The 12,095-nt window shown below is 55.6% G+C and carries 9 protein-coding genes and 1 riboswitch; of the genes, 2 read left to right on the forward strand and 7 right to left on the reverse strand.

Going from position 1 to position 12,095, the window contains the following annotated elements; genetic code table 11:
* Nucleotides 1–39: 39 nt before the first annotated feature.
* On the reverse strand, nt 40–2,448 hold the full coding sequence (leuS, locus tag JUF21_RS00835) for a leucine--tRNA ligase (protein WP_203624800.1): 2,409 nt from the start codon (nt 2,446–2,448) through the stop codon (nt 40–42).
* Between the two features lie 320 nt (nt 2,449–2,768).
* Here leuS and JUF21_RS00840 point away from each other — a divergent pair, with 320 nt between their 5' ends.
* The gene (locus JUF21_RS00840; protein ID WP_203624801.1) at nt 2,769–3,452 is read left to right on the forward strand and encodes a phosphatase PAP2 family protein; all 684 of its coding nucleotides are present in this window, start codon (nt 2,769–2,771) and stop codon (nt 3,450–3,452) included.
* Between the two features lie 48 nt (nt 3,453–3,500).
* On the opposite strand, the gene JUF21_RS00845 is transcribed toward JUF21_RS00840, so the two are convergent.
* From JUF21_RS00845 to metK, 6 genes are all read right to left on the reverse strand, one after another.
* Nucleotides 3,501–4,424: an ROK family protein gene (locus JUF21_RS00845; RefSeq protein ID WP_203624802.1), complete on the reverse strand. Its 924-nt coding sequence runs from the start codon at nt 4,422–4,424 to the stop codon at nt 3,501–3,503.
* Nucleotides 4,425–4,435: 11 nt separating this feature from the next.
* Entirely contained in the window at nt 4,436–5,878 is a 1,443-nt protein-coding gene (locus JUF21_RS00850) for a 6-phospho-beta-glucosidase (protein WP_203662545.1), read from the reverse strand.
* Between the two features lie 91 nt (nt 5,879–5,969).
* Complete coding sequence (locus JUF21_RS00855; RefSeq protein ID WP_203662547.1) at nt 5,970–7,331, reverse strand: PTS sugar transporter subunit IIC; 1,362 nt, start codon at nt 7,329–7,331, stop codon at nt 5,970–5,972.
* Nucleotides 7,332–7,578: 247 nt separating this feature from the next.
* Nucleotides 7,579–8,322: a MurR/RpiR family transcriptional regulator gene (locus JUF21_RS00860; RefSeq protein ID WP_203662550.1), complete on the reverse strand. Its 744-nt coding sequence runs from the start codon at nt 8,320–8,322 to the stop codon at nt 7,579–7,581.
* An 80-nt stretch (nt 8,323–8,402) separates the two neighbouring features.
* Complete coding sequence (locus tag JUF21_RS00865) at nt 8,403–9,866, reverse strand: MDR family MFS transporter (protein ID WP_203624805.1); 1,464 nt, start codon at nt 9,864–9,866, stop codon at nt 8,403–8,405.
* A 63-nt stretch (nt 9,867–9,929) separates the two neighbouring features.
* Complete coding sequence (metK, locus tag JUF21_RS00870; RefSeq protein ID WP_125755073.1) at nt 9,930–11,114, reverse strand: methionine adenosyltransferase; 1,185 nt, start codon at nt 11,112–11,114, stop codon at nt 9,930–9,932.
* Nucleotides 11,112–11,200, reverse strand: a riboswitch (SMK box riboswitch). (Overlaps the previous gene by 3 nt.)
* A gap of 119 nt (nt 11,201–11,319) precedes the next feature.
* Here metK and JUF21_RS00875 point away from each other — a divergent pair.
* Nucleotides 11,320–11,961 carry a hypothetical protein gene (locus tag JUF21_RS00875; protein WP_203624806.1) on the forward strand — a complete coding sequence of 214 codons (642 nt, stop codon included), beginning with the start codon at nt 11,320–11,322 and terminating at the stop codon, nt 11,959–11,961.
* Nucleotides 11,962–12,095: the final 134 nt, after the last annotated feature.

The raw sequence follows: 12,095 nt of genomic DNA on the forward strand, positions 1-12,095 counted from the left end.
ACATAAAATGGCCCGACCGGGGTCGGACCATTCAAAATACTATTTGACGACAATATTGACGATTTTGTTTGGCACCACGATCTGCTTGACGATGGTCTTGCCCGTCGTAAACTTCTTGACGTTTTCAATCGTCATCGCATCGGCGATTGCCTGCGCCTGATCGACGTTGACTGGCTCCATCACGTGTCCTCGTAGCTTGCCGTTGACCTGCACCATCAGCTGAACCTGCTCCGTCACCAGCGCCTTTTCGTCGTAGGTCGGCCACGGCGCGTAGGTCAGACTGTGCGCGTTGCCCAGCTTCTGCCAGATTTCTTCCATCAGGTGCGGAGCAATCGGCGCCAGCAGCTTGACGAAGCCTTCCACGTAGGCGTATGGCAGGTCATCGACCTTGCGCGCCTCGTTGATGAAGACCATCATCTGCGAAATGGCGGTATTAAAGTGCAGCGCATCGTAGTCTTCGGTGACCTTCTTGACGGTTTCGTTGTAAACCTTGTCCAGCTTGCCGTCGTTGATGGTCGTGATATGATCACGCATCTTGCCGTTGTCATCGATAAAGGTGGTGTAGACACGATCCAAGAACTTGCGTGCTCCGGCTAGGCCAGTGGTGCTCCAGGCAATACCGGCATCCAGTGGGCCCATAAACATTTCGTACAGGCGCAGCGTATCAGCCCCGTACTGCTCAACCACGTCGTCGGGATTGACCACGTTGCCCTTGCTCTTGCTCATCTTTTCGTGGTTGTCGCCCAGAATCATCCCCTGGTTGAACAGGCGCTGGAACGGCTCCTTGTTTGGAATCACGCCGATGTCGTACAGGAACAGATTCCAGAACCGCGCGTAAAGCAGGTGCAGTACCGCGTGCTCAGCACCGCCGATATACAAGTCGACTGGCATCCAGTCCTTGAGCTTGTCGTAATCAGCCAGTTTTTCCTTATTGTGGGGATCAACAAACCGCAGGAAGTACCAAGAGGACCCTGCCCACTGCGGCATGGTGTTGGTTTCACGCTTGCCCTTGCGGCCGTTTTTATCAACCACGTTGACCCAGTCGTCCAAGTTGGCCAGCGGCGACTCCCCGGTCCCACTCGGCTTGATGTCCGCCTCTTCTGGCAACACCAGCGGCAGCTCGTCTTCAGGCACCAGTGTGGTTTCGCCGTCTTCCCAGTGAATGACCGGAATCGGTTCGCCCCAGTAGCGCTGCCGGGAGAAGACCCAGTCGCGCAGTTTGTAGTTCACTTTCTTTTCGCCGATCTTCTTGTCTTCTAGCCACTGCAGCATCGCGTCAATGGCGTCTTGCTTGTTCTTGCCGTTCAGAAAATCGGAATTGATGTGCACGCCGTCGCCGGTATAAGCCGCGTCAGCAACGTCGCCGCCTTCGATCACGGCGCGGATCGGCAGGTCAAACTTTTTGGCAAAGGCGAAGTCGCGGTCGTCGTGAGCTGGCACCGCCATGATGGCACCAGTACCGTAAGTCGCCAGTACATAATCTGAGATCCAGATTGGCAGTTTTTCCCCGTTGACCGGGTTGGTCGCATACGCGCCGGTCCACACGCCGGTCTTGTCCTTGTTCAAGTCAGTCCGCTCGAGGTCAGACTTGTGCTCGATGTCCGCCTTGTACGCGTCGACTGCAGCCTTCTGCACCGGGGTCGTAATGGCGTCCACCAGCTCGTGCTCCGGGGCCATGACCACATAAGTCGCGCCAAACAAAGTGTCCGGACGCGTGGTGAAGACATCAAAGTGCTTGTCCGTGCCCTGAACGTCAAAGGTGATCTGCGCGCCGACTGAGCGGCCGATCCAGTTGCGCTGCATCTGCTTGATGTTTTCTGGCCAGTCCAAGTCATCAAGATCGGCCAGCAGCTTATCCGCATAGGCGGTGATTTTCAGCATCCACTGGCGCATTGGCTTGCGGATGACCGGGAAGCCGCCGCGCTCCGTTTTGCCGTCAATGACTTCCTCGTTGGCGACCACTGTGCCCAGATCCGGACTCCAGTTGACCGGCACTTCCGCCTCATAGGCCAACCCGTGCTTGTACAGCTGCTCAAAGATCCACTGGGTCCACTTATAGTAGTTCGGATCCGTCGTCGCAATTTCCCGGTTCCAATCGTAAGAAAACCCGAGGCTGTTGATCTGGCGCTTGAAGGTCTCAATGTTCTTGTGCGTGAAGCCCTTCGGATTGTGGCCAGTGTTCAGCGCGTACTGCTCAGCAGGTAGCCCAAACGCGTCCCAGCCCATTGGGTGCAGCACATTGTAGCCCTGGGCACGCTTCATCCGGGCAATAATGTCAGTGGCCGTGTAGCCTTCCGGATGGCCGACGTGCAGACCTTGGCCTGATGGGTACGGGAACATGTCCAGCGCGTAATAGTTCTTCTTGTTCGGATCCGTTGTGGTGTTGAACTCATTGTGCTCAGCCCAGTGCTTTTGCCACTTTTTCTCGATCGCCTTGTGATCGTACATGCGTAATGCCTCCTTGAATTTATCGAACATGCCGGGAAAAACGCCAAAAGCCGCCCTAACATTGTTAGGACGGCTTTTGCCGCGGTACCACCTAAGTTCTGCCTAACAGCAGCCCTCGTTTCTGGATAACGGCCAGTGCCGGCGTGCGTTGCTCGGGTCAGTTCGGCCAGGCTTCACGCAGGCTTGCAGCTACCGCCTGTTTTCTTCAGTGAATCATCTTGCCTACTCGTCCCAACACGTTCGATGTTGGGTCAATCATAGCAAAATCCTAAGCTTGAAACAAGCCGCGCCGGGGCGCAAATATGATAAAATCAGCTATTATGAAAAAACGTCCTGTTTATCCGCTGATCATTGCGGCAGTCAGCTTAGCGGTCTTTATCCCCATTTTAATTGGCGTTACCACGCACGCGGCCTGGATCGCGGCAGTCGACCAGCAGGTGATCCAGTTAGTCACAGCATACCGGCCGGCGTGGCTGACCGCCATTGTGCTGGTAATCACCAACCTCGGCGACCCGCCAGTGGTGGTACTCGTGGGCCTGATCGTCGCGGGCATCCTCTTTTACTTCCGGCGGCGCCGCTACGCCTGGTTCGCCTTTGCCTCGATCTGCCTGATGAGCCTATTCAACCATATCGTGAAAAGCTGGATTCGCCGGCCCCGGCCGTTCATCCAGGACCCAGCCATCACGCCGCTGACTCCCGCGGGCGGCTGGAGTTTTCCTTCCGGCCACGCCAGCGGCTCGATGCTGCTTTACGGCACCGTCATTCTGATCGCACTTAGCCTGGTGTCGCTGCCGAGGGCTCGGCACCTGCTGGTGGGCTTTTCGGTGGTCATGATCGTTTTGATCGGGGTCTCGCGCATTTACGTGCAGGTCCACTTCCCCACCGACGTGCTCGCCGGCTGGAGTTCCGCCTTGGCCGGACTAATGCTGCTGTGGTGGCTGATGTACCCGTGGCTGACTGCAGTGGGACCGACCGGCTGGGCCGGACGCGCCCCTCGCCCGTAACCCAAAAAAAGATTCAGACGGCCACCCAGCCGTCCGAATCCTCTTTTTTTACCTCGTCAAAGGATAAACCGCCCCGATCAGGCCCGCGTTGTTGCGCAGCCCCGCCGGCATGATGCGGTACGGAAAGCTTTGCCGTGCGCTGCTTAGACCGCGATGGCGCGCAATGAACTCGTCAAAGCGGCCTTGCAGGTCTTGCATGAAGAGGTCGTTTTGGCTGATGCCACCACCAATCAAAATCCGCTCAGGATCGAGGGTCCCAATCAGGTTCATCAGCATCACAACCACGTCGCTCAAAAACTGACTGTAAATTGGCTGGGCGATCATATCGTCCTCGTGGGCCAGCGCAATGATTTGCGCCGCGTCCTGTTCTGCTTTGGCCTTGGGATCATAGTGCTGAAGCGACAGGTTGTAGCGGCGCACCAGCCCCGTAACCACAGAAGCCGAATAGTTGAGCGAAACGCCTTCCAGGTCATCGCGAAAATCCAAGTCATGCGTGATGCTCCAGCCGATTTCACCGGCCATGCCATGCGCACCGCGATAGACGTCACCATTAAGGACGAGCCCGCCGCCGATGCCTGTGCCCAAAACCAGGCAGATGTAGTCGTCGATGTCCTTGGCGTTGCCCAGCCAGCGCTCAGCAATGGCCGCTGCATTCGCATCGTTTTCAACTTTTACCGGCAGCTTCAGCTTGTCACGAAGGGTCTTTCCCAGCGGGTACTGGTAAAAGCTGTCGATGGCCCCACCAGTGATCATGTACCCGGCCTTGTCGACAATGCCTGGCGCGTCTACGCCCACGCCGTCGATCGCTTGCTGCTTTTGATACGCAGTCACCACACCGACCATCTTATTGACGTTGCTCGAAGCGCGCTTAAGCGTCTTAAACGACCCATGATCTAGGATCTTGCCCGCCGCCGAGACTAAGCCATACTTGATAGTCGTCCCGCCGACGTCAAAGCCGACAAATGTTTTCATGCGCCCGCCTCCTACTTGGCGTCCAGATTCTCACCATTGCTCTTGATCACCTGCTGGTACCAGTAGAAGGAGTCCTTCCTGTACCGCGCCAAGGTGCCTTTACCTTCATCGTTTTTGTCCACGTAGATGAAGCCGTAACGCTTATCCATCTGGCCGGTGCCGGCTGACACCAGATCGATGAAGCCCCAAGGGGTGTATCCGATCAGATCGAGACCGTCAACTTCGACGGCCAGCTTCATCTGTTCGATGTGCGCCTTCAAGTAGGCGATTCGGTAATCGTCGTGAACGTGATGCTGCGCGTCGATTTTGTCCACAGCACCGAAACCATTTTCGACGATAAATTGCGGCAGATGGTACCGGTCGTTGAACCAGTTCATAGCGTAGCGCAGGCCAACCGGGTCGATCTGCCAGCCCCATTCGGAGCGCTCAACGGTCGGATTCTCGACCTTGTCGATGCCTTCTTGGTAGTCAAAGGCGGCTGGTTCATCCTTTTTGGCCTTGACCGCAAAGGACATGTAGTAAGAAAAGCCGATGTAATCCACCGTGCCCGCTCTCAGCACATCCAGGTCCGCCAGCGTGATATCCAGGTTCATCTGCTTGGCCTTCTGATACTCGGTCAGCCAGCTTGGATAGCGCCCGTTGGCCTGGACATCCGCGAACCAGTAGCGTGACTGCATGGCCCGCTCGGCCTTGAAGACGTCGCGGGGATCAGGACTGGCCGGATAAATCGGCACCATCGCGATCATCGCGCCGATTTGGAAATTCGGGTTGATCTGATGGCCGATTTGCACGGCCAAGGCGGAGGCGACGGTTTCGTAGTGCGCCGCCTGATACATCACAGCCTCGGCGTTTTCGCCAGGCTTGATCAGCAGCCCTGAGTTGGTGAACAGCGCAAACTTGGCGTTGTAGTCGGCCTGGTTGTTGATCTCGTTGAAGGTCATCCAGTACTTCACCTTGTCCTTGTACCGCTTGAACACGGTGGTGGCGAAACGGACGAAGAAGTCGATCACTTTACGACTCCGCCAGCCGCCGTACTCGGTCACCAGGTGATACGGCATTTCAAAATGGGACAGCGTGATCACGGGCTGGATGCCGTTTTTCAGCAGCTCATCAAACAGGTCGTCATAGAACTTCAGCCCGGCCTCGTTTGGCTCGGTTTCATCCCCATTCGGGTAAATCCGCGTCCAAGCAATCGAGGTCCGAAACGCCTTGAGTCCCATCTCGGCAAACAGCTTCACGTCATCCTTGTAGTGGTGGTAAAAATCGATGGCGTCATGGTTGGGGTAATTCTCGCCGGGCTGCACGCCATCGGTGATCCGGCGCTCAACGCCGTTTGCACCCACGGTCATCACATCGGCCACGGAGACGCCTTTGCCGCCTTCCTGCCAGCCGCCTTCCAGTTGGTGGGCAGCCACTGCCCCGCCCCAGAGAAAATCTTTGCGTAATTTTGCCATGTGGCACTCCTTTCAACAAACAAAGCGCCCGAAGCCCGGTGTTTAATCCACGGGATCCGGACGCTTAAGCACTAATTAGACTAGTTCAGCATTAAGCCTGAGCCGTTGCAGTATCAGATTTTTCCTTATTTTCCTCAGCCAACTTCTCCTGCTCCTGCTTGAGCAGTGTCTTGTCGTAGGTGCGAATGAATGGGAAGTAAACCGCGAAGGACATGGCCAGCATGAGGGCCTGCCACAGGGCAGTGCGCCAGCCGCCGACCAAGAACCCGGAGAAGAGCGCGGGTGTGGTCCACGGCACGTATATCCCGTTAAATAGTGGAATTATCCCAAGCTTAATCGCAAAGTAAGTGAGCGACATGGAAAGGGCTGGAACAACCATGAACGGAATGGCCAGAACAGGGTTCATAACCAGCGGAATCCCAAACAGGAATGGCTCGTTGATGTTGAAGATCGCTGGGGCAATTTCCAAAGTGCCCAGCGCCTTCAACTGATCTGACTTAGCAAAGAACAAAATGTAGAACAGCAGCCCAACAGTGATACCGGCACCAGTAACAGTCCCGAACTGGTCCAGCAGCGCCTGCGTGAAGATATGGCCGCCGTTAGCAACCGTCAGCGCCTTACCAGAGTGGAACAGCGCGGCGTTATCAGTCGAGTTGGACATCAGGATCCCGGTCATAACACCGGAAATGATGGCGGAACCGTGAACCCCGAAGAACCACAGGAACGTGATCAGCAGGGAAACAACCAGGACCCCACCGAAGGAATCAGTCAGCCCTTGCAGCGGTGTCTGAATGACTTGGTACAGCCACTGCAGCATGCCTTCGTGAGCAAAGTGATCGAAGGCCATGTAAACCAGGCCCCAGCCTGTCAGCAGAACGGCGGCTGGAATCAGCGCGATGAACGAGTTAGCAACGTTCGCCGGCACTGAGTCGGGAAGCTTGATGGTGATGTTGTTCTTAACAAACCAAGAATAGATCCAGCCGGTTAACAGGCCGATGATGATCGCAGCAATCATCCCTTTGCCGCCTAAGAAGCCGGTATCGATCCAGCCCGTGATCCCACGGGAGTTGGTCACGATGGTCTTGCCAGCCTGGTTAACGATTGGGTTAGAAGGCTGCAGCACGATCAGGAATGACAGCAGCGCAGTGATCCCTGAAGCCAGCGGATCGATTTTTTCAGCGCGGGCCCATTCGTACGCGATCCCGGTGACGGCAATCAGCGCCATGATGTTAAAACTGAAGTTGTAAATCTGATTGAAGTACGGCACCAAGCCGGTACTGTTCATCCAGTTTGCCCATGATTCAACAGGCAACGAACCCAAAATCAGGAAGAAGGACCCCACGATGATGAAAGGAATGGTGTACATCATGCCATTCTTCAACGCCGTGATCGGACGGGTGCTCGTGAACTTCATGATCTTAGGCAAAACTTTTTGGTTGATATAATCCCCCATTATGTTCACCTATTCTTTCCGCCGCTAACGAGATCAGCGGCAAAGTCAATGTATCATTGCTAAACACTTGTGCAGGTTGCCCTGCGAATGAATGATTTCGGCCGAAATCAATGTGATGCGCTCATCACAGTGATAAGTGTAACCGGTTTCTGAACGGAAGCGCTACCCTTTTGGCTTGCTTAGAAACCGGTTTCACGAAAAAACACCCGTTACAGGAATGTAACGGGTGTCAAACCTGGCCTCAGCCTTACTGGTGATTGAGTTCGTCTAGGCGGTGGCCGATCAGCTCGATCAGGTAGACCACTGGCACCTGCGTCGTCAAATTTAGCGACGCGTGCTTGATCTCCGGCATGAAGTAAGCGATGGTCAAATCCGCCAGCTTGGCCAAGGTCGAGGCCCCAGAATTGGTAACTGCGATGATTTTCACGTCTTCCGGCCGCACCTTGTTGACGAAATCGATCACCTCGGTCGTTTCGCCGGACACCGAAAGCACGACCACGACTGTGCCCGCCGGCAGTGGGCTGCTTTGCGGAAACGGCTGGAACGGATCGAAGACTGGCAGCGCAATTTTACCCGCATTCGACCAGAACCGGGCACCGTACTGGGCCAGTGAGTTTCCGGACCCTAACCCAAAGAACATGACCAGTGGCGCCTTTTGCACGATAGCCAAGGCCTCGTCGATCAGCTTATTGAAATCAGCCGAGTTCACTTTATTGAAAAAGTCGGCTAACGGCACCGATGAGTCATAGCTGGTGGCCTGAAATTCCGCTGCCTTGGCTTTGCGGTCCTGCTTCAGCGCAAAGCGCAGTTCTGCGTAGCCGTCGTAACCCATTTTCTCGGCAAACCGCAGCACCGAAGCTGTGCTGACATGCGCGTGCTTGGCCAGTTCGCGGATCGGCATGGTTTCCACTGCCGCCTCGTGCTTGATGACGTAATTGTAAATTGCCGTCTCGATTTCATTCAGCGTCTGCAATTTTTCGTATGAGAACAACCCAGCGCCCCCTGTAGCCTTTTCTTCTATCATGACGGCTTGAAACGCAAAATACAACTCTCAATTCTTTTCAGCGAATGCTATTGCCGCGCCGGCCGATCCAGTGCATTGAACGCCAGCCCGAGCACGACAATCACGACCGAGAAAAAGTAAATGTTGTGCAGGCCCGAGTACAAGATCTCATGCAACACCGGCAGCAGGTGCTTCGGCAAGCTGACCGCGGTTTGGGGATTGATCAGGCGGTTCAGCATGTTCATATTCACATCAGGATGCGCTGCGACACCTTGCGCCATGCGCAGGTTCAATACCACGCCGTATAGCGAGACCATCAGCGTTTGCCCGAGCGTGCGGGACAAGGTGTTGAAGCTGGTAGCCACACCAATCTCCTCCGGTTTGACCACCGCCTGGGCCCGCACCGTGGTCGTCGTGATCACGATCCCAAAGCCAAAACCCATCACGGCTGCAATCACCAAGAAGGCGACATAAGGCGTGCTTTCCGGCACCAGGGATAAGACCACAATCCCCACCAAAATATCTAGCAAGGCCAGCGTCAAGATCCGCTTTGGCGTCATCTTAGTCAACCACCGGCCGGCGATAAACGAGCCGACGACCCACATCAAACTGCTGGGCGTGATGGCAAAGCCGCCAAACGAGGCCGCCATCCCCAGTACCCCTTGGACCCACATGGGCATGTACGTTTCGTAGCCGATCACAACGCCCGAAACCAGGGCGGCTAGCACATTGGCGACCACAAAGGGCCGGTTCTTAAACAGCTTTAAATCGATGATCGGATCTGCGGCACGCCGCTCGCGCCGGACAAAGCACCAAAGCGCCACCCCAGCCGCGACCAGCAGCCCCAAGAAGTTGACGATTCCATGGGCACTCGCCAGCGCCTGAAAGCCCAGCATCAAAAACAGCAGGGTCAAGACCAGCCACAGCGTCCCCAGGTAATCAACTGGCGCTGGCACTGTTTCGTGTTGTTCATGAAAGAACACGGCAATCAGCAGCATCGTGATCAGCCCGATCGGGACGTTGATGAAAAAGATCCAGTGCCACGACAGGGTATCGACGATGAACCCACCCAACAGCGGCGCCACGACCGAGGCGATGCCCCAGGCCGAACCATTGAATCCAAGCACCTTGGCCCGTTTTTCATAGGGGTAGATGTCGGCGATGATGGTGAAGGTCACCGGCATGATGGCCCCGGCACCGATGCCCTGAAAAGCGCGGCAGATGATCAATATGGGCATCGACTGCGACAGACCCGAAGCCGCGGACCCAATGATAAATAGCAGCAGTCCCAGCAGGAACACCGGTTTGCGGCCAATTTTATCCGCGAACTTCCCGTAAATCGGGGTGGCCATCGCGTTTGTCAGCAGGTAAATCGACACGATCCAGTTCATCAGGCGAACGCCGTGAAGGTCTCCCACGATGGTGGGCATGGCAGTTGCGACAATGGTGCCCTCAATTGCTGTCATGAAGGTCGCCACAAAAATCGCGATTGTCGTAATTGCCACGTTAGTTTGCTTGGTTTTACTTAACATATTTACTCCATTCCATAAAAAACGACCGTCCAGGATCCCCCGGAACGGCCGCCTCTTTTCTCGTTAATCTAAGTACTTCGCCAGCTCAGGCACCTTATCCAGGTGCTCCCACGGCAGATCAACATCTGTACGTCCAAAATGACCATAAGCCGCGGTTTGCTCGTAAATCGGCCGCTTTAGGTCAAGCATTTTTATGATCCCCGCCGGCCGCAAATCAAAGTTTTCGCGGATGGCCTGGGTAATTTTTTCTTCTGAGATCTTGTTCGTGCCAAAGCAGTTGACTGAGACAGACACTGGCTGTGCGACGCCAATCGCGTACGCGAGCTGCACTTCCATCTTATCGGCCAGCTTGGCGGCCACAACATTCTTCGCGATGTAGCGCGCCGCGTAAGAGGCCGAGCGGTCGACCTTAGTCGCGTCCTTGCCGGAAAAAGCACCGCCGCCGTGCCGGGCAAACCCGCCATAGGTGTCCACAATGATTTTCCGCCCGGTCAAGCCAGAGTCAGCCTCTGGTCCGCCAAGCACAAAGCGCCCGGTCGGATTGACGTAAATCTTGGTGTTGTCATCCAGCAAGTTGGCGGGAATGACTGCGCGAATGACTTGGGCCTCGACGTCTTGCCGGATCTGTTCCAGGGTAGCGTCGGGATCGTGCTGCGTGGAAATGACCACGGTGTCCACCCGCATTGGCTTTTCGTTGTCATCATACTCGACGGTCACTTGGGCCTTGGCGTCCGGGCGCAGATAGGTGATAGTGCCCTCTTTGCGCAGCTTAGCGATGCGCTGCATCAGCTGGTGGGCCAGCTCGATGGGCAGCGGCATGTACTCCGGCGTTTCGTTGATCGCGTAACCGAACATCATGCCCTGATCGCCGGCCCCGATACGGTCGAGCGGATCATCTTCGCCTTCTCGTGCTTCGTATGAGTCATCGACGCCTTGGGCAATGTCCGGCGACTGCTCATCAAGCGCGGTCATGACCCCCACGGAATCCGGATCAAATCCGGAGTCCTTGTCGTAGCCGATCCGCCGAATCGTGTCGCGCACCGTCTTTTGAATGTCGACGTAGGCGCTCGTCGAGATTTCTCCGACCACCAGCACCAGCCCCGTCGTCACAGTCGTCTCGCACGCCACACGGGCATCTGGATCTTGCGTCAGCATTGCATCCAAAATGGCGTCCGAAATCTGGTCCGCGATTTTATCTGGATGTCCTTCAGAGACCGACTCCGAAGTAAATAAATGTCGTTCCTGCATCTTATTTTTCCCCCTTATTGTTTCGGTTACAAGGCATCTCCAAGACACATCGTCTTGAATCCCATCGGGAATTCTTTGCAACTGTCTAATCTTATCACAGGGTCACCCTTAAATCTAACGCGTTAGGCAAGCTTCCAGCCAAATTACTTTTGCACCGCGTCTACCCTTTCGGTATGATAGGACACGTGACGAAAGGAATTTGCCTATGACGATACAAAAAAGTGTGCTCACTGTGAGCCGCTTCATTCAAGCTGCGGCCCTGCCGCTTCTGCTGAACTGGGCGAACTTCAGCTTTCATGACTGGCCGTTTCTCGCGCTGCTTGGCCTCACCATCGCCCTGGCGGCGCTTGCCACCACGGCGCGCCCAGGAACTTGGACGATTGCGGCCTTCACTCTGGCGATCATCGGGAGCAGTAACCAGTGGGCGCTTTTGCCCCTCGCCCTTGCTCAGGCGGGCCTGGGTTGGCTGCTTGCCACCCAAAAAATGAGCGCCAAATCCGCGATTTCCGGTTGGCTGATTGAAGTCACCTTCATTCAACTCATGCTGAGCGCAAGCCTCACCCATGGCCTGACGACCCTTGTGCCTGTCGTCTTCGCTTTGATCAATGCCCTGCTCTTGCTCAGCGTTTGGGCCGATCAGCTCCCGCTTTGGGCCCTGGCAGTCTTGATCCTAGCTGGGCTTGGGACGGGCTACTGGCTCCAGCAATTTACCTTGTCTTTTTGCGCGGCGGTGCTGGTGGTGTTAAGTGTTCTTAACACCCGCCGCATCAAAGCGAACATGCTGCCTTTTACTTGGGCGGGCATCGCCTTGAGTCTCACCTTTGTTTTGATCCGCATCCATGGCTAACAAAAGGGGCTGTGACATAACCCCTTCAAAATAGGACCAAGACTCGGAAATCACGAAGATTTCTGGCCTTGGTCCTTTTAATTTGATTAAGAGCCGACAAAGCGAACAGCCGCTTCGCCACCTTTCCTAAGTTC

It is taken from the genome of Lacticaseibacillus sp. 53-4, from assembly GCF_016861805.1.
Lineage (GTDB): Bacteria > Bacillota > Bacilli > Lactobacillales > Lactobacillaceae > Lacticaseibacillus.